This window comes from Dyadobacter linearis (assembly GCF_907165045.1).
GTDB lineage: Bacteria > Bacteroidota > Bacteroidia > Cytophagales > Spirosomataceae > Dyadobacter > Dyadobacter linearis.
This window is the reverse complement of the sequence record NZ_CAJRAU010000003.1, coordinates 941,181-958,987: the sequence shown is the minus strand read 5'-3', so window position 1 is coordinate 958,987 and position 17,807 is coordinate 941,181. Positions and strand designations below refer to the sequence as shown.

16 protein-coding genes are annotated in these 17,807 nt (G+C 45.7%); 5 read left to right on the top strand and 11 right to left on the bottom strand.

The window, feature by feature from the left end; genetic code table 11:
• Positions 1-9: 9 nt before the first annotated feature.
• Both KOD92_RS14460 and KOD92_RS14455 read right to left on the bottom strand, forming a co-directional pair.
• Positions 10-3,771, bottom strand: a complete 3,762-nt coding sequence (locus KOD92_RS14460; protein WP_215234261.1) for a PVC-type heme-binding CxxCH protein — start codon at positions 3,769-3,771, stop codon at positions 10-12.
• 33 nt (positions 3,772-3,804) lie between these two features.
• Positions 3,805-4,932: a Gfo/Idh/MocA family protein gene (locus KOD92_RS14455; RefSeq protein WP_215234260.1), complete on the bottom strand. Its 1,128-nt coding sequence runs from the start codon at positions 4,930-4,932 to the stop codon at positions 3,805-3,807.
• Positions 4,933-5,171: 239 nt separating this feature from the next.
• On the opposite strand from KOD92_RS14455, the gene KOD92_RS14450 reads away from it, so the two are divergent.
• Positions 5,172-5,777, top strand: a complete 606-nt coding sequence (locus KOD92_RS14450) for a GNAT family N-acetyltransferase (protein ID WP_215234259.1) — start codon at positions 5,172-5,174, stop codon at positions 5,775-5,777.
• A 111-nt stretch (positions 5,778-5,888) separates the two neighbouring features.
• Positions 5,889-7,322, top strand: a complete 1,434-nt coding sequence (locus tag KOD92_RS14445) for a glycoside hydrolase family 125 protein (protein ID WP_215234258.1) — start codon at positions 5,889-5,891, stop codon at positions 7,320-7,322.
• A gap of 252 nt (positions 7,323-7,574) precedes the next feature.
• Here the strand turns inward: KOD92_RS14445 and KOD92_RS14440 are convergent, their stop codons facing one another.
• Both KOD92_RS14440 and KOD92_RS14435 read right to left on the bottom strand, forming a co-directional pair.
• Positions 7,575-7,871 (bottom strand): hypothetical protein, encoded by a 297-nt coding sequence (locus tag KOD92_RS14440; RefSeq protein WP_215234257.1) that lies wholly within the window; start codon positions 7,869-7,871, stop codon positions 7,575-7,577.
• Between the two features lie 127 nt (positions 7,872-7,998).
• Positions 7,999-8,211 (bottom strand): hypothetical protein, encoded by a 213-nt coding sequence (locus tag KOD92_RS14435; protein WP_149640470.1) that lies wholly within the window; start codon positions 8,209-8,211, stop codon positions 7,999-8,001.
• Positions 8,212-8,383: 172 nt separating this feature from the next.
• Here KOD92_RS14435 and KOD92_RS14430 point away from each other — a divergent pair, with 172 nt between their 5' ends.
• The gene (locus tag KOD92_RS14430; RefSeq protein ID WP_215234256.1) at positions 8,384-8,845 is read left to right on the top strand and encodes a DUF6934 family protein; all 462 of its coding nucleotides are present in this window, start codon (positions 8,384-8,386) and stop codon (positions 8,843-8,845) included.
• Positions 8,842-8,997 (top strand): hypothetical protein, encoded by a 156-nt coding sequence (locus KOD92_RS14425; protein ID WP_215234255.1) that lies wholly within the window; start codon positions 8,842-8,844, stop codon positions 8,995-8,997. Before KOD92_RS14430 ends, KOD92_RS14425 begins: the two co-directional genes overlap by 4 nt.
• Before the next feature lie 112 nt (positions 8,998-9,109).
• Here KOD92_RS14425 and KOD92_RS14420 read toward each other — a convergent pair whose 3' ends face one another.
• The 4 genes from KOD92_RS14420 to KOD92_RS14405 form a co-directional block, all read right to left on the bottom strand.
• Positions 9,110-10,261 (bottom strand): PepSY-associated TM helix domain-containing protein, encoded by a 1,152-nt coding sequence (locus KOD92_RS14420; protein ID WP_215234254.1) that lies wholly within the window; start codon positions 10,259-10,261, stop codon positions 9,110-9,112.
• Between the two features lie 27 nt (positions 10,262-10,288).
• Positions 10,289-12,766 (bottom strand): TonB-dependent receptor, encoded by a 2,478-nt coding sequence (locus KOD92_RS14415; protein ID WP_215234253.1) that lies wholly within the window; start codon positions 12,764-12,766, stop codon positions 10,289-10,291.
• Between the two features lie 156 nt (positions 12,767-12,922).
• Positions 12,923-13,747, bottom strand: coding sequence for a sugar phosphate isomerase/epimerase family protein (locus KOD92_RS14410; protein ID WP_215234252.1), 825 nt, complete (start codon positions 13,745-13,747; stop codon positions 12,923-12,925).
• Positions 13,748-13,939: 192 nt separating this feature from the next.
• On the bottom strand, positions 13,940-14,368 hold the full coding sequence (locus KOD92_RS14405) for an META domain-containing protein (RefSeq protein ID WP_215234251.1): 429 nt from the start codon (positions 14,366-14,368) through the stop codon (positions 13,940-13,942).
• 259 nt (positions 14,369-14,627) lie between these two features.
• Between KOD92_RS14405 and KOD92_RS14400 the strand changes: the two genes are divergently transcribed.
• Positions 14,628-15,488, top strand: a complete 861-nt coding sequence (locus tag KOD92_RS14400) for an AraC family transcriptional regulator (RefSeq protein WP_215234250.1) — start codon at positions 14,628-14,630, stop codon at positions 15,486-15,488.
• Between the two features lie 9 nt (positions 15,489-15,497).
• On the opposite strand, the gene KOD92_RS14395 is transcribed toward KOD92_RS14400, so the two are convergent.
• The 3 genes from KOD92_RS14395 to KOD92_RS14385 all read right to left on the bottom strand — a co-directional run bounded on the left by KOD92_RS14395 (position 15,498) and on the right by KOD92_RS14385 (position 17,789).
• On the bottom strand, positions 15,498-15,821 hold the full coding sequence (locus KOD92_RS14395) for a helix-turn-helix domain-containing protein (protein ID WP_215234249.1): 324 nt from the start codon (positions 15,819-15,821) through the stop codon (positions 15,498-15,500).
• 7 nt (positions 15,822-15,828) lie between these two features.
• On the bottom strand, positions 15,829-16,167 hold the full coding sequence (locus KOD92_RS14390) for a type II toxin-antitoxin system RelE/ParE family toxin (protein ID WP_215234248.1): 339 nt from the start codon (positions 16,165-16,167) through the stop codon (positions 15,829-15,831).
• Positions 16,168-16,352: 185 nt separating this feature from the next.
• Positions 16,353-17,789: a Gfo/Idh/MocA family protein gene (locus KOD92_RS14385; RefSeq protein WP_215234247.1), complete on the bottom strand. Its 1,437-nt coding sequence runs from the start codon at positions 17,787-17,789 to the stop codon at positions 16,353-16,355.
• Positions 17,790-17,807: the final 18 nt, after the last annotated feature.

Below are 17,807 nucleotides of genomic sequence, written 5' to 3'. Positions count from 1 at the left end.
TGATTTAAATTATTTACTCAATACGGCCTGCTCTTTGATCACTTTCATAGTGCCCTTCATCAGTCTCCAGTGACCCGGGAATGTGCAGACGTATGGATAATCGCCAACCTGATCAGGCACGACAAATTTCAGTCGGAAAGTTTGTCCCGGATTCACAAGCGGCGTGGCAGCCAAAACTTGCGGGATGTTCGGAACATAATTTTTCTCTGCCCCGTCCTTCGCCGTGATCATTTTATCAGCGGCTGCACCAATGATCTCCGTTGATTTTGGTTTTCCAATTACCACGTTATGCTGCATGGCATCAGGATTTTCAAAAACCAGCTCAACCGTTTTACCAGCAATGGCAGTGAATTCGGTTACGCTGAATTTCATCTCCTCACGAATCGCCTTGATCTGTACGATCTGCACATTCGGATCGGTGGTAGTCTCTTCTTTAATTCCGTAAGATTCCAGGAACGGAGTCAGTTTGCCGCTCAGATCGTCGGTAACCTCAGATTTCAGAGAAGCCAGCATTTTCTTGCTTTCGTCGTTTGCAGTCTCTTTGCGTTTCGGGTTCCAGGAACCTAGTACTCCTTTGAAAACTGCATTGCGACCTTGTGGATCGAGTGTTTGGGCTGTTTTTAACAAATCCAAAACTTCATTTCCACTTGCGGAAGAAGTATAACCACGCGTAGCGCGCTCCAATGCAAAGTCGGACAAACGGTCCAGCCTGCGCACCTCGAACGATTTGCTCATGGTATTGTTCTTGTTCTCGTCTTTTTCAGGAACCACATTATCCACGTCCACAGTGGCAGTTACATTCACTTTACCAGCCTCGTCGGAAGTAAACCCGAAAGTCGATCTCCAAGGGCCGTTGTTACCTTCCGTCAGCTTGATAGTCTCGCCGGGAGCGATTCCTTTTGTCAGCTGGCGGCTGATGTAATTGCTGTTCAACGAGCGGCTTCTGATACCTACATTCACAACTGGTACCACCTCTGCCGGCACAGCCACGCTTCCCTGGTTTGTAATTTCAACCACCACTCTTGCATATTCCCGCACATAAGGTTTGCCCGGCTCAATGGTAATATTGGTAATCGCCAGTTCAGCCGATCCCTGCGTAGTTACTTTGCTCGCGCCGTGACCTTCGTGGTTCATAGTCGAGTGATCCATTGGTTTGGCAGCTTCCGCTTTCTGGGCAGAGGCGGTTGCCGAACCTGCTTTGCTGGCACGCTGCGCCAAATATTTTTTGCGCAAAGCTCCATCTTGTGCATTCAATACTGCCGCAAATGCATCAGGCATCCAGCGATCGTCAGCTTGTGCGTAAGTATCCAATAGTGTCAGAACCGCAGTTTCAACCTGTGGGGTAAAAGGTATTTCCGAGAAAGTAAGCAATGCATTCATTGCTACCAGCGGATCTTTATCGTGCAATGCATCCACCGAAAGCAGTGTAGTTGCGGTTGCAGGAGTTTTTGGTAAAACCTGAACTGCGGTTTTGCGAACATCAGCAGATGGATGTTTCAAAGCTTCGGTAACCGCTGCCAGAACCTGCGCGTCTTCAATCGCATTCAGTCCGTGCAAAGTCCACAATGCGTGGATAGCAGCTGTATTTAAGCCAATTTCATCCACTGATTTGTCTTTAACCAGCTCCACCAATTTGCCCACAACATCTTTGTTATTGCGCTCAACCAGCAAACGTTGTGCGTGACGGCGCCACAGCATGTTCGTGTTTTTCAAAGTAGCAACCAGTTCATCAGGTCGTGATTTGCTCAATGAAACCGGCGTATATTTTGGCGCGTTTTTCCAGGCAATGCGGTACAAACGACCGTGTGTAAAATCACGCAAAGGCGTTTCGTAAGCATTTCCTGAACCGTTTTCAGATCCTTTCGGAGTCGGGTTGTGCTGGATAATATAGCTATACCAGTCGGCTACCCAAACAGCTCCGTCGGGGCCAACTTCTGCAAACACAGGAGCGACCCATTCATCGGCGCCGGCCAGGAGGTTAAAGCCAAGTACATCCTCAAAGTCAGTACCTTTTTTGGCCATTACATTCTGGTGCAAAATGTGTCCGGTAGGTTCGGAAACGAATGCAACTTTGTTCCAGTACTGTTTCGGATAAGCGCGGGCTGTGTAAAAATTGTGTCCCGCGGCAGCTGTAAATCCGCCAAAAACGTCTACCTGACGTACTTTCGGGGTAATTGGCTGCATATCTTTATGCGTGTCCGTACTGCGGCTACCATTATCTACTTTGCTTTTTCCAAAATATCTGTTTGGAATCGCAGAGTACCAGCCGTGCGAGTTATTGGCAGTTGAACCAAACAAATCGCCGCTTTCATTGAAGCCCAATCCCCAGGTATTGTTAGACGTTTTGGCTACAACTTCCATGTCAGAACCATCGGGCTTGAAGCGGAAAAGTGCCTGTCCGAAGTCCAATGAGTCACTTTTGCCAACTTTACCTTTAAATCCTGAATAACCAACTGAACCGTAAACCCAGTTATCAAATCCGTAATGCAGGTTAGAAGGTCCCGCGTGGGTATCTCCCGTACCAAAACCTGAGAATAGGATTTTCTTCACATCAGCTTTATCATCACCATCGGTATCCTGCAAAAACAACATGTGCGGTGCCTGCGAAACTACCAGACCACCATTTGCAAATGCAAGTCCGGTCGGGATACTTAGATCGTCAGAAAACTTCGTGAATTTGTCAGCTTTACCGTCTTTGTTCGTGTCTTCGCAAATCAGGATGTAGTCACTTCCGCCGGTATCTTTTCTTTCGTTAGGATAATCTTTGGTGATCAAAACAAACAACCTGCCGCGCTCATCCCACGTCATCGCGATCGGGTGCATTACGTCAGGTTCATGCGCGAAAACGTCCAATGTAAAGTCAACAGGAATCTGAATGTGCTTTACTGATTCTTCCGGCGAAAGCGGCAGCTGTTGCATTTGCGGGCCAGGGCGCTGCTCGTAGTTGGGCAACTTGGCTTCGCGGTATTCAAATGGTTTTGGTGCCAATGCAGCCAATGCTTTTCTCGCATCGTCATTTACAGCCCACAAAATCCCTTTTTCGATCAGATCCTGGAATCCGGGAACTGCCCAGGTACGCTCATCGTGACCGTAAGCTGTGTAAAAAATCCGGCCTTTTCCGTGCGTTCTCACCCAGGTATAAGGTTCTTTCTGAACGCCAGGCTTGTCTTTTTCCTGATCTTTCTGAATGGTACGTTCTGTCAAAACGATGTTATCCGGCTGCAATTGATTGTGCAGATAGGTTTCATCGATCGTTTTAAAAGGTTTTACACCTGCAATAGCTGGATGATCAGGCTGCGTCCAAACGGGTTGAATGGTGTCAAAAGTGTGACGCCAGAACTGGCCGCCGATCAGCTTTACGACTTCCGGATTGTTGCGGAAACAATAAGAAGCGCAGTGAATAGGGATAAAACCTTTGCCGCTCGCTACATAATCCAGCAATGCTTTTGCCTGCTGCGGCGCGATCGAATCGTGGTTCGCATACAGCATGAGCGCATCATATTTGTTGAGCGTCTCTGCATTCAGGTCGTTCAGATTGTCCGTATAAGTGAAGTTGAAACCTTTCGGTCCCAGCGCCGCCATAATTTGCGGCACGCGCTCGGCAGGATTGTGGTGCCCGTTGTCGCCCAGAAACAAAATTTCCAGACGCCGCGCCTTAGAAGCCTCGCCTTTGGAAGACGCACTTTTAACCGACGCGTTCTGCGAGGAAGGCTGAGAGGCACAGCCCAGCAGGACTATACCAAGGAAAAAGGATAACGCTTTGGTTTTCATACCGATATTGCGGTGCGATGCACCTTTCGTTTGTTATGATAATTCTTTAAAATCCGGCAATTGAATCAATGCGCCGCCTTGCAATGCTGATTCGTGAGCTAAAATCCCTACGCTCGTCCAGTTGGCCGACTGCCATGCATTCGGGAATGGATCGCGGTCTTCGATCAATGCGCTGATGAATTCGTGCGCCAAATGCGGATGTGAGCCACCGTGGCCACCGCCTTGTACGAAAGATAAATGCGCGTTTTCATCCAAATTATAAACTCCTTTGCCTGTGAAATGCTGGATTTCTTCGGGCAAATAATGTGCATAATCCGGCGTTGGCACTTTTTCAGCAATCTCGTGTTCCGGCTTTTTCGCGGTGTGGATCACGGGATCTTCACCTTCGATCAGCGGCCATTCGAATGATTTTTTGCTTCCGTAAACCTCGAAACTCTCGCGATACTGGCGCGCCACGTCAAACAACGAACGATATACATAAGCTGATAAATCGCTGTCCTTAAATTTAATATGTGCCGATTCAACTGCAAAAGGAGAGTTGTGGATCTTTGCCAAATCTTCACTGATCGTTCCTGAACCGAAGCACGAAACGTACTCAGCTTCCAGTTTCAATAAACCCGCCACCGGGCCCACGCAGTGCGTTGCGTAATGCATCGGAGGCAATCCCGGCCAGTAGTCAGGCCAGCCTTCCATATCCTGCTGGTGACTTGCTTTCAGGAATTGAACTTTACCAAGCTCACCTTTTTCATATAATTCTTTAACAAACAGAAATTCACGTGCGTAAACCACCGTTTCCATCATCATGTATTTCTTGCCAGACTCTTTCGTCGCCTTCACGATCTCGATGCAATCTTCCACGCTTGTTGCCATCGGAACGGTACATGCAACGTGTTTTCCGGCACGAAGCGCTTTCAAAGTCTGCTCTGCGTGATTTGGAATTGGAGAGTTAATGTGTACCGCGTCTACATTCGGATCGGCGAGCAGGTCGTCGTAGCTTGTGTAGCGGACATCGATTCCATATTGGTCACCAACTGCATTTAATTTAGATTCTGTACGTTGACAAATCGCGTACATATTCGCATTGGGATGTTGCTGATAAATAGGGATAAATTCGGCTCCAAAGCCCAACCCGACGATTGCAACATTAATTTTCTGAGACATACTAAATGAGAAATTGGTTAATTGTTCAGTTTTATCGGTATTCAAAATAAAGATCAGTTACGCATTGCCTCTCAAATGGAGGCTGGTAAGTGTATGATTTACAGTAAAATGAAGGGATGTTCGACAATACAATTTTAAAGTAAAATAATGCTAAAAACTTTACGTCATTTGATTAGTACTGACTGTATTTTGACTACTATTCGGTTGAAATAAAATATTAGAGCAAAAATTGGTGTAAAATGAATGAGCATATGATGGAGCTAAATCCAAAAATAAGAGCAGCTGTACCCGAAGATGCCCATGCAGTAGCCCCGCTGCTGATACTGGCAATGGGCCACATTGCAGGAATATTTGCCAGATCAGAAAACCATTCCGACGCAATCCCATTCTTCCGGCACTTTTTTGAGACTAACCAGAATCAATACAGCTACGAAAATACGCTCGTTTTTGAGGATGAAAATGGCGTTATCGGTTCCATAACCGGCTACGACGGCGCGCTTTTACACCAACTCAGAAAACCTGTTCTCGACCTGATCCGGGAAACACAACCGGATTTCAATCCCTCTGACGAAACCGAACCCGGCGAATATTACATTGATTGCGTGAATGTGCATCCGGCGCATCAGGGTAAGGGTATTGGTAAAAAACTGATCAAAGCTTTTTGTGAAAAAGCGGCTTCGCTGGGATATCAAAAAGTGGGACTAATTGTAGATCAGGTAAATCCGGCAGCAAAGCGATTGTATGAAAATTTAGGTTTTAAAATTGTGGGAGAAAAAGATTTCCTGGGTCACCAATACCACCACATGGTTCTAGAACAAACAACCTCGAACAACCTCGAACAATAAATAACAACAATTGACAATCAATGACAAGACCTCCTGACCTCCGGCGTGACAGTTTTTTACCTAAATTGCTTCTTTAAAATATTTTAAAAACTCCAACCTATATCCATTCCAATGTTGCAACGGAGAACCTTTATAAAAGCAGGTGCTTTGGCTGTAGCCGGCGCTTATATCCCGAAATGGTCTTTTGCCAGGCATGCAGTAGCAGATTTTCCGGTGGTCAGAATAGCGACCGATAAACGCAGTTTCACCAGTCCGGCGGTGGAAGCTACGATCACGCGGATGAAAAAAGTGATCAAAGATTCCGAGCTCGCGTGGCTTTTTGAAAACTGTTTTCCGAACACGATCGACACAACGGTACATTTCAAAACTGAAAACGGCAAGCCTGACACATTCGTGATCACAGGCGATATCGATGCGATGTGGCTGCGTGACAGTACGGCACAGGTTTGGCCTTATCTTGCTCTTTTAAAGGAAGATAACAAACTTAAAGATATGGTAGCAGGGCTGATCAACCGGCAGACGAAATGCATTCTAATCGATCCTTATGCGAATGCATTTTACGATCGTCCGAAAGAAAGTGAATGGACGAAAGATCACACCGAAATGAAGCCGATGCTTCATGAGCGGAAGTGGGAGCTGGATTCGCTTTGCTACACGATTCGCCTGGCTTATAATTACTGGAAAATCACAGGCGATACTACGCCGTTTGACGCCGACTGGGTTAAAGCAGCGGGCCTGATCCTCAAAACTTGCAAAGAGCAGCAACGCAAAGACGGACCGGGGCCTTACAAATTCGGCCGGACAACTGCCTGGTCCACCGACACGGTTCCGGGTAATGGTTATGGAAACCCAATCAAGCCCAATGGGTTGATTGCGAGTACTTTCCGGCCTTCCGACGACGCGGCTATGTACCCGTTTTTTGTTCCTTCCAATTTCTTTGCAGTCGTTTCTTTCCGTGAAATCGCTGAAATTTTGGAAAAACTAGGCAGCGCAAATGCAAAGCTGGCGGCTGATTTCAAAGCATTGGCAACAGAAGTGGAAACTGCATTGAAGAAGTTTGCAATATACCCGCACCCGGAATTTGGCAAGATCTACGCATTCGAAGTTGACGGATTCGGTAACTACCTGTTAATGGACGACGCCGGTATCCCCGGCCTGATCAGTATGCCGTATCTGGGCGCGATGCCGGTGAAAGATCCTGTGTATATCAATACCAGAAAGTTCGTTCTGAGCGATTCCAACCCTTATTTCTTCAAAGGAAAGGCAGGAGAGGGGCTGGGTAGTCCGCATACATTGGTGAACCAGATCTGGCCCATGGGCATCATCGCCCGCGCGATCACTTCTACCGACGAAAAGGAAATCGAAGCCCAGCTTAAACTCCTAAAAACGACCCACAACAACACCGGTTTCATGCACGAATCCTTCGACAAAGACGACGCCTCGAAGTTTACGCGCAAGTGGTTCGCGTGGGTGAATACGTTGTTTGGGGAGTTGATTTTGAAGCTGGAAAAAGAGCGGCCGCATTTGCTGGCGAAGGTTTATTGAGGCTCTTCGGCTGCGCTCGGAGTGACAAATTCACCTGCAAGTTGTTTATAACAACCTTCCGCTAATTCCTTTCTTGTTTTCTGACTGATCGTTTGAAGCTTTTGATCCGGAAGGGAAGGTTGTAGATGCTGATGCCGCTCGTCCCTCTTCTCCGAAATTCATTGAAAATTTGGATAAACTGTTAAACTAGGAAAAGTATACTGAGACACGAGGATCGGAGCTAAGCATCGATCCTCGTTTTCGTTTATCGGCTCAGGCAATGAAGCTTTTTGACTTAAAAGTTGCTCTTTCCAACTTAGCAATAAACGTAGTAACCCGCAATTGATTCACAATATGTACCCGCATTTCAGGGGTAACCCGGACAAGGTTTTCGCTGAATAGAAAACTCTCTACCATTGTGTTCAGTGATTCGATCATTTCGCTGACGGTATCAGTTTGAAAAAACTCTTTCACAATTTGATGCTGTTTCAGCAATGCATTTTCCTGACCGTTAAAATCAGTTTTTGTACCGGTAGCTTCTTGGAAGTTTGATTCTGGCAGTGTGTTCATAGCTTTGTTTAAGGTTTGATTGTGACTTGATTGAACTCAGCCCGGAGGTTTAGTATGCAGCTTTCTCCGGGCTATTTTTTTGTATTTAGCTTGGTGGGAAATATCCACACCTGATAGGTAAATTTTTTTATTTCAACTTATAGGTGATAATAGTCTTCTCATTAATGTCTCCAAAATCGGATAATACCTCTTTCATGCGTTTTTGCGAAATTCCTTTTTTAAATGTGAAGTCGCGCCATGCATTTCGGTATTTACCTTCCTTTGTTTCTGCCGGAAGCGTTGGATAGATGTTTTTCAGCCACCATTCAAACGTCTCCTCAACAGAGGAAAATGTTTGCATGTTTCAAAGGTAACGTTTGGTGGGTAAAATCCACAAAATTTAAAGAAAATTTGTTTAGGGCTGAGTGCCTACTCTACTCGGATTTACGGAAAACCCTTAAAACCGACCGGTAGAAAAGTATCGGATTTAGGACATCTGGCTATTCAGGAACAGAGATAGCTTTGTCAAAAAGATGAAGCAGAAAAGGTATTCTTATAGTTCTGAAAAGTTTTTTACAGTGTACAGATTTGATAGTGAGGGGCAGAAAGGAGCAATTAGGAAGCTAATTTTATTTACGGAGACTAGCGTAGACAATGTATACAATCTTGCCTTCGGTGATTACGATATTCAGACCGGAGAAATAGATGACTTTGCAGTAACCAACGACGGAGATACAGCAAAAGTACTTGCGACTGTCGCAGCAACAGTATACGAATTTATAGAAAAATATCCTGGGGCTTGGGTTGTCGCCACTGGAAGCACCCCCGCACGGACCCGACTTTATCGAATGAGTATCTCAAAGTACCTAGAAGAGATCTGTGAGGATTTTAGTATTTTTGGATATAATGATCGCGAAGATTGGGAGAAATTCGTTATTGGCGAAGAATATGGAATGTTTTTATTAACTAGAAAAGGCAACGAGATATCGATATGAAAGTACGTGAAGTGAAACAATCAAAGACAGCGCCAACCGAAATGGACGAAAGTCTTGAAAAATTTAGAGGGAAAAACCTGTTTCCTGAGCAATTGGCAAAAGTTAATGCCATTCTAGCCAAAAGTGGACTGCCTAAGGTGAAAAAGGCATAAATAAGGCTCGCGATACCTCGCCACTTATCAGACGGTAATGCCCCGTGCTGTACCAGATCGTTGCGCTTTTGGTTGAATATTTTCTTCTGCTCGCATTATCTCCTCAATCGACTCAAAAAGATTTCATCTCCTCGGCCACCTTCATCTTACCAAATTTCTTCTTCTTCCCCTTCACCTTCTTCCCCAACCAGATAATCACCCCAGTAACCGGCAAACTCGCGGCAATAAGCGCAACTATAAATGCAATGATCTTTGTCGGTAAACCCCAGATGTTGCCGGTGTGGATCGGGTAGACCAGCCTGCGCGCTTTCATGCCGCGGGATTCGTTTTCGTAGAGTCGTTTGGAAACGAGGTTTCCATTGTTTTTATCGAAATATAGGAAGCTGACAATGTTGCTTACAGCGGCGTTGTCGTTGACTTTTGAGACTGTGATAGACAAGCTGTCCGTCTTAGGCATTGTAAAAAGGATGCGGCCCGGATTGGGTAACTGATTGTTGGTTTCTGCTAGTATCTTTTCAAGCAAATAATCGTTTTCTGCTCCATTCAGCGAAATATTGGCGGGCGCTTCGCGAATTACCTGCGGCTTTCCGTCGAATGTGAGGTAGATCAGATTGTTCACCCATTTGTAACTCCAAACGAGTCCGGTTGCTGCGATCAGGAAAATGAAGGGGAGTATGTAAAAGCCGAAAACTGCATGCAGATCCCAGTTCAGTCGCTTGAATTTGGCGTTCCATTTAATGCGGAAACGCTGTTTTTGGTTCTTTCTGTTTGGCCACCAAAGTACCAGCCCGGTGATCATAATGACCAGAAACATGACGCAGGAAATGCCTGTAATTACTTTGCCGGTATCTTCCAGACAAAGGTACCGGTGCAGTCGGAGTACCACACTGAAAAACGCTTCGTGCTCGTCGCGCACAGCTGTGATCCGACCAGTAAATGGATCGATCGCGGCCGATAATCCCTCTTTTTCCTTTGTTTTGAGGTTGAAAATAATTGTCCGCTCGTGATCCGGCTCGATGGTAATGCGCTGGATTTTGTTCTTTGGGAATTTGTAGGTGATAATGCTTTTTAAATGATCCAGAGGCAACTTTCGCTCGCCGGCATTCGCCTCTACCACATGGAAATCCGGGTAAAGGACGGGTTCCAGCTCATCCTCAAAAACAAGAATGCTGCCGGTCAGGGCCACTACAAAAACCACAAGGCCGGAGATAATCCCCAGCCATAAATGCAGTTGCGACGCAATTTTCTTGAAAGCTTTTTTCACGCTCTTGGTTCAGATAAGTAGCTCACATTAAAAGGTATAGGCAATAGTAGCCAGGAAATTACGCGGGGTGCCTGGGAACAATCGTAGGTAATCGTAGCCGCCTACCCAGTACGTTTTGTTGGTCACGTTATTAAGGTTAACCTGGAACTGAAACTTGTCGATTTTATAATAAATCGCCGCATTCAAAAGCGTGTAAGCAGGTACAATCTGCGCATTGTTGATCGACAAATTACGCTCGCCCACATAGTTGCTCCCCAGTCCAAGCCCCAGTCCATTGAGACCGGCATTTACAAAAGTATATTTCGTCCAGATACTTCCCTGATTCTTAGGCGCATTTGGTTTCTGCAAATTCACCAGCACCTGATCAGCCGCCCGCGAACCGGCGTCGGTGATCTTGGCATCATTGTAACTGTAAGCGACGATCAGGTTCCAGTTTGGCAGGATATTTCCGGTCACGTCAAATTCAACTCCTTTGGCCTTTTCCTCACCAATTTGCTGCATCAGATTCGGATTGTCTACGGCATTTGCGGAGTACAAAGTATTGGTTTGCACGATCTGGTAAAAGGATGCATTCGCAGTCAACCGACCGTCGAGCCACTCGGTTTTCAAACCTGCTTCTGCCAGGCTACTGCGGATCGGGTCAAAAGGTCCGCCGGAAAGCGGGTCGCTTTGTACCACTGCATCCTGCGGGTTATAGCCTTTGGTATAAGTACCGTAAATATTCACATTGTTCGTCAACGTATATACAGCTCCGATGCGCGGCAAAAGTGCGTGCTGGGTTACATTGGTCTCGTCGTTTTTAGTATAATTCTTCTTGTCAATGTAAGTATCGTAACGCAGTCCAAGCAGGATCTGTAATCTGTTGATTTTCAATTGTTCCTGCAAATACAAGCCGTGCAGCTGGTACATTACCGGCGTGGTAGATGCATTGGTTACTACATTATATGTGTATTTCGTGGGATCTTCCAGATTGTTGTTTTGGAGTGTTAAATCGTAGTGAGAAATATTCGGTTTCGGAATGCTGCGGGTAACTCCGTTCTCGGTATAGTTATAAAAAACAAATCGCTCCGGCTGCTTTGCATTGTAAGCCGCCGCACCGCCAGCTTTCAACAAATAGCCATTTGCAGTCTGCTGTCCTGAACCTTTTGGAGTGGAACTTTGAATGTAGTCGTAACCCGCAACCAGCTTGTGCTCAGCGATTCCGGTATTGAAGTTATGGTTAAAAAACAGCGAAACGTTATCCATAAACGACTTCGTCTTACGCACAAAAACCTGTCTCGCAACCAGATTTTGGATCGGCGCACCAGCCGAGTCCACAGCGTTCACATTACTGCTCCGGTGTTCGAGCAGATCTTCGGTATAACCAGTACGCAGGTAGGCGATGTTGAAGGAAGTATATTGGGTAAACTGGTGGTTCAGCGAAGTCGTAATAAGGTAAGTTTCTTCATTCAGATAATCATTGACCGCATTGAGCGAAGTTTTGATCGAGCTCGAATACAAATCATTTCCCTTCACCGACTGCCCGCGATCCAGCCTGCTGTTCGACCGGTTGTACACCATATCAAAGTTGATCCGCGTCTTCTCAGTAGGCAGGAAGGATACCGAAGGAGCTACGATGATATTTTTGTCAAATTGCAGGTTACGAAAGCTCTGTGCATTGTTGTAACCGACATTAAGTCGATAAAGCAAAGTCTTTTTCTCATTCATCGGACCCGTAAAATCTGCCAGCATTCTCAAAGTATTGTAGCTGCCCGTGGTAAATGAAAGTGACTTCTGTGGCGTATCAAGTGGCTTTTTGGTCACCCGATTAATGGTACCGCCGGGAGAAGTATTTCCGTACAAAGCCGAAGCTGCACCTTTGATTACCTCCACTCTTTCCAGGTAGTTCACAGGAGGCTGTTTCCAAAAACCTGAAAATGTTCTCAGTCCATTCACAAGCTGCGTAGTACTTCCCCCATTCATCCGAAAGCCCCTGATTGTGAGATCATCATAGAATGTAAACTGGTTCACGCCGCTCATATTCTTCACCGCGTCGCCCATCAAAAAAGTACCCTGATCGCGCATTACTTCCTTGGTAATGTAGCTGATCGCCTGCGGCACTTCCTTGATCGGAGTGGCCGTTTTGCTGGCGATAAATGAAAGATCGTTTTTGTAAGTAGTTTCCTTGCGACCCAGGATTTCAAGGGTTTGAAGTTCCTCGGCACTTTCAGCGGCGGTGAGTTCCAGGTTTACTATTTCTCCCGATTTCAGGGAAACGGTCTGGTCTATTCGTTTGATACCAACTCCGGTTCCGATCAACTGATAAGTCCCGTCAGCCAATGCATTGAACTCAAATTCGCCGGTGGAAGAGGTTACAGTTCCTTTGCCGGTACCTTTTAAAATGATGTTAATGTACTCAGCAGGCGTGCCCGCGGCCGTTTTGATCTGACCTTTTATGGTGCCAGTCTGCGCTCGTGCGACGAAGCTGGTCAATATAAAGAAGAATAGTAAAGAAGGTATTCGCATAGTTGAGGTTAAATGAGATACTTAAATCGGGGATAAAAGTATACTTATTTAGACTAATACGAAATAATGAAAAAGCAGAATTGCGTAAATATGTGTTTGGCCAGAGAAATTGTTTAATAAATTCTAATTTTTCTGATCAAACACATATTGCAATCGCTACATATTCGCTTTAATAAAAGAAAGCCCGTCGCGCATGAGCTGCTCTTCGGAGTCGAACATTTTGCGCCAGATATTGGCTACCGGCAGTTTTGGACTGAATGCTTCAATGCTCAGCCAGCCGTCGTAATTGATGTCTTTGATCGATTTGAAAACACCTTCCCAATCTACATTCCCTTTTCCGGGAGTCGAACGGTCGTTTTCCGATAATTGTATAAATGAGATCCTGTTACCCGCTTTCCTGATCGTGTCGCCAATGTTCTTTTCCTCGATATTGGCGTGAAAAGTATCGAACATAATCGTGCAGTTCGGATGATTTACTTCATTCACAAAGCGGATCAGTTCATCGCCGCAGCTGGTGAGGTACATTTCAAAACGGTTCAGGTATTCCAGGCCCAGTGTAATATCCAGCGACTCAGCATAGTCAGCCACTTCACGGATCCCTTCAATGCCCCACTGCCACTCTTCCTGCGTAGCAGGCTGGCCGGTAAAAACGCCCAATGCAGAATGATAAGGCCCCATTAACTTCGTCGCGCCGAGTACGAGCGAACAATCGAGTACACTTTTCAAATGATCAATCGTGTGCCGCCGCATGGCAGGATCGGCGCTGATCAGGTTTTCGGTTGGGCCGCAAATTGTATCCGTTTCACATGCAAGACCGAGTGAATCCAGTTTTTTGCGGAAGCTAAACCAGTGTTCAGGATTGGTATTGAAAATAGGAACTTCAACGCCGTCAAAACCAATTTCTTTGATCAGTTCCAGTGTTGGAAAAAGGCTTTCATCAATTTGATTTCCCCAAAGGAGAAGGTTCATGCTAAATTTCATCAAAATTCCATTTTGCGGTAATGTATACGACAATCTTACGACAAACCAGCCCCGAACCTGTTCCGTGATTTGACGAGTTTTGGTCGGTTATTGATATATCCGGTGGTAAAATAGGAATAATGGAGAGAAGCGTGCATAAAAAAAGCAACCTTAGTTTGACCAAGATTGCTTTTTGCATTTAAAATATCGCTATTACTGCGCTCTTGCGAAGATCAGCGCGCTGTTGTTATCGTAATACAAAACCAGTTTGTTCGGCTTCAAATCATACATATTCACACTAGGTAATGCATTCACAAACATATTTCCCCAGGAAGTTTCAGCCCGTTCTGTGCCGCCTCCGCCTAGTTGAATTGTATTTTGCTGCGCGGTTTCGTAAAATCCTGTCAGGTAGTTGGTCGATGAAGTTCCTTCCAGTTCGCCCTTTTCCTTGAAGTTAAGACTTACTTCGAATGCGCCTTTTTGTAGCGGCGGTTTTTTGATGGTATCTTCTTCCTGCACAATGCTTTCCAGCTGCCACTTGCCGGTCAGTTCCATATTACTATTGATTGTGGTCGTTTTTCCACAACTGGTTAAGAGAGAAATGGACAGTACGAATACTGCCAATTGTAGCGCTTTTTTCATAGAGGTAACGAATCTTCAAAATTGTTATTAAGGGACATATTCATGGTGAAATCAGTTGGAAACTTTCGTTTCGGCTAGCAGAATATGAAAAAATTATGCCAGCCTAGCAGTTCCAGACTTACTGATATTTAACGTAAATACGAGCGAGTTCTTTTACCATTTACTAAATGAAATGAATTGAGTAAAAATGAGAACTAATCGTATTTTGATATTAATTTTGCTTATACTTTAATATTGATGTAAAAATTAAGGCAGAGCATTGAAGGCACCAATCCATAAGAATATCGAAAGTCAGGTTCACACCGTCACTGTGCAGGAGCTAAAAGCGCCGCATTTTGATCCGAACTGGCATTTTCACCCGCATTACCAGCTCTTCACGGTACTGGAAGGAACAGGCAAGCGATTGATCGGCGATTCTATTCAAACATTCGGTCCCGGCGACACTGTTTTCCTCGGTCCCGACGTGCCGCACCTCTGGCGCAGCGACCCGGCGTACTTCGAAGCAGGCTCCGATTTGATCACACACGGTGTAGTGTTATACTTTCAGGAAGATTTTTTAGGAAAGGATTTTTTGGAAAAACCCGAAATGCTCGGCCTGCGACAATTACTACTGGATTCAAAAAGAGGGATCGAATACAAAGGCGCACTCCGCGATCACATTCGCGAAGAACTTCTGACCCAAACCAACACAGAAGGTTTTAAAAGCATTTTAAAACTGCTAACTCTACTCGACAAGCTCGCGCACGAGCCAGGCGGCTCGCCGATTTCGAGTTATGGATACGTTAATACCTACAAAGTTTCGGAAACGGAGCGAATGCAAAAAGTGCACGATTATGTATTGCAGCACTTTTTCCAGGAGATCAGGCTCGGTGACGTAGCGTCGCTTGCCGGTATGACGGAAGCGGCATTTTGCAGATATTTTAAAGCGCGGGCCAACAAAACTTTCATCGATTTCGTCAACGAAATCCGCATCGGCCACGCCTGTAAATTGCTCTTGGAAGACAAATGGACCATCGCCCAAATCGCCTACGACAGCGGCTTCGACTCCCTATCCAACTTTAATAGAAATTTCAAAAAATACATCGGCCACACGCCGAGGGAGTATAAAGGGAATTATTGATGCAAATGATCAGCAGAGCCGCAGATGATGGTTATCGATTTTAATATTAAAGAAAACCTCAGCCTGCATTGCTTTAAACACCCTAACCAGCGTCTCGAGAGTGGCGCTATTGGCACTGCTTTCGAGTTTGGATATCTGGGCTTTTTGGACCCCCACCAACTCTCCAAGTTGAGCTTGCGTCAACTTTCGCTCCTTCCTGACCTCTTTGATCATCCGACCCATCAATTCCATTTTCAATTCATATTCGAACTGGTCGCGCTCCGGCGTTCCGCTTTCGCCTATGTATTTGTCCTTGATTTCTTCAAGCGTGTACGTCTTTAATTTCTTTGTCATAACGTCGTCAATCATCTAGTTGAGCAAAATATTGTTTTTTGATTGTAAGTGCTCTTTTTATCTCTTTCCCCGGAACCTTATCGACTTTCTTTACAAATCCATGAGTCGCAACTACCAGCGTATTTTGTTTATTGGTCTTATCCCAAAAGGCCAGCAGTCTGATTTGCTGCCCCTGATATCTTGTCCGAAATTCCCAGATTTCGTCAGTCAGTTTTTTTAGCAGTCTGGGATCATTTGTACTCTGGGCAAGCGAGATGTTGAAAACAATTTTCGCAGCAGCTTCCCTGGTTAGTGTAGCCAGAAATTCTTCCGCATCTTCCAGCAGTAGTATTTGAAAACTTTTCAATCAATAGTGTGTTAAAAGAAACGGGTTAAGTTTCTAAATTTAGAAACTTAACCCGTCCAAAACCAGTATTTTTATTCCTGGCTTTCGCTAATTATCCATCGGTGTCAAACAGGCTCCCCAAAATGGAAACCCTGCTGTATAATCCAAAATCCATCCTCCCTTTCCTCCGTCCTCCCTTTTCTCCCTTATCCTTTGACATAATTAGTCCCAAACGGAGCCCGCTGCGGCCTCGAAAGCATTGCATTCGCCTCCTTATCACCAATAAACTGCTCCTTCTTAGGATCCCATTTCAGTTTGCGCTGCAACTTCATTGCAGTATGCGCGATGAGGCAGGCTGAACAAGAACGGTGGGCGATTTCGGCATGACTGATCGTCTGTTTGCCGCTTTGAATGCTCTCGATCCAGTTCTGATGCTGCTCCGGACTTTCATATAAATGGATTTCATTGGCCTGAATTACGGAGCCAAGGATTTTAGGATCACTGGCGTAAAAAGCCTTGTTTTCTTTGGCCGCCGCCGCTGCACCCGGATCTGAGGCTGTAACCCCAACATTCCCGCGTGAAACGAATATCCAGCCTTCGGTACCTTCGAATTTTACGCCGTTTGGATTAGTACCTCCAATTTCCATTTCAACACCATTTGCATATTTGGCATTTAGCAAGAAATCACCGTGCACATCCCACAAACCCGATCCCTGCGCTGGGAAAGTAGCTTTTCCTTCGACTTCAATCGGTCCAGTAAGTTCGGTATCCATTCCCCAATGCGCAATATCGAGGTGGTGGGAGCCCCAGCCGGTAATCATACCAGCGCCAAACTGTTCCAAACGCAGCCAGCCCGGACGGTCGTTAATATTCTCTTGTGAATGCACGCGGTCGAGGGTGTAAAAAACCTCCGGCGTGGAGCCGAGCCACATATTATAGTTCAGGTTTGCAGGCACTTCCATTTTGGCAGTACTTCCTCCCGCGGGATCGCCTGGCAAACCAACGTATACTTTCTTCAATTTTCCAATGCGGCCATTCCGTACCAGCTCACAAGTCCGCTTAAACTGTGGCCACGGAGAAATCGACCGCTGCTGGCTTCCCAGCTGAAAGATCACGCCCTTTTTCTTGATCATATCTGCCATTTGCCGGCCTTCTTTGATCGTGAGCGAAGTCGGTTTTTGCATGTAAATGTGTTTTCCGGCCACGGCTGCCTCCATGGCAGGCTGCGCGTGCCAGTGGTCGGGCGTACTGATAATTACTGCGTCAATATCCTTTCTGGCGAGCAACTCGTGGTAATCGTCGTAGGTTTTTACTTCGAGATAATTCTCTTTACCTGTCCGCTCTGCGTATTTTTTCTCAATCCAAACCTTCCCCTTTGCAAGACGATTTTTATCGAGATCAGCCACCGCGATCACGTGTGCAGCTTCATTTTTAATCACTTCCGGTAAATCGTGCGAAGAACCGATTCGGCCGAAACCAATCTGTCCGATATTGATCTTGTTGCTCGGCGCATTTTTACCAAAAATACTTGAAGGAACAATGGTCGGGAACATGGACGCGGCGATAATGCCCGCTGTACCTTTTGCAGTCGTTTTTAGAAATGATCGCCTGTCTTGGTTGCTTTCTGAATGCTTGTCTTTCATTGCCTTTCAAGGTTAGGA

What these genes read in the sequence shown, in the direction of transcription:
- KOD92_RS14415 (WP_215234253.1), bottom strand. Translation starts at nt 12,766, where the DNA reads ATGCGAATACCTTCTTTACTATTCTTCTTTATATTGACCAGCTTCGTC.
- KOD92_RS14460 (WP_215234261.1), bottom strand. Translation starts at nt 3,771, where the DNA reads ATGAAAACCAAAGCGTTATCCTTTTTCCTTGGTATAGTCCTGCTGGGC.
- KOD92_RS14435 (WP_149640470.1), bottom strand. Translation starts at nt 8,211, where the DNA reads ATGCAAACATTTTCCTCTGTTGAGGAGACGTTTGAATGGTGGCTGAAA.
- KOD92_RS14445 (WP_215234258.1), top strand. Translation starts at nt 5,889, where the DNA reads ATGTTGCAACGGAGAACCTTTATAAAAGCAGGTGCTTTGGCTGTAGCC.
- KOD92_RS14440 (WP_215234257.1), bottom strand. Translation starts at nt 7,871, where the DNA reads ATGAACACACTGCCAGAATCAAACTTCCAAGAAGCTACCGGTACAAAA.
- KOD92_RS14425 (WP_215234255.1), top strand. Translation starts at nt 8,842, where the DNA reads ATGAAAGTACGTGAAGTGAAACAATCAAAGACAGCGCCAACCGAAATG.
- KOD92_RS14455 (WP_215234260.1), bottom strand. Translation starts at nt 4,932, where the DNA reads ATGTCTCAGAAAATTAATGTTGCAATCGTCGGGTTGGGCTTTGGAGCC.
- KOD92_RS14405 (WP_215234251.1), bottom strand. Translation starts at nt 14,368, where the DNA reads ATGAAAAAAGCGCTACAATTGGCAGTATTCGTACTGTCCATTTCTCTC.
- KOD92_RS14395 (WP_215234249.1), bottom strand. Translation starts at nt 15,821, where the DNA reads ATGACAAAGAAATTAAAGACGTACACGCTTGAAGAAATCAAGGACAAA.
- KOD92_RS14385 (WP_215234247.1), bottom strand. Translation starts at nt 17,789, where the DNA reads ATGAAAGACAAGCATTCAGAAAGCAACCAAGACAGGCGATCATTTCTA.
- KOD92_RS14430 (WP_215234256.1), top strand. Translation starts at nt 8,384, where the DNA reads ATGAAGCAGAAAAGGTATTCTTATAGTTCTGAAAAGTTTTTTACAGTG.
- KOD92_RS14450 (WP_215234259.1), top strand. Translation starts at nt 5,172, where the DNA reads ATGAATGAGCATATGATGGAGCTAAATCCAAAAATAAGAGCAGCTGTA.
- KOD92_RS14410 (WP_215234252.1), bottom strand. Translation starts at nt 13,747, where the DNA reads ATGAAATTTAGCATGAACCTTCTCCTTTGGGGAAATCAAATTGATGAA.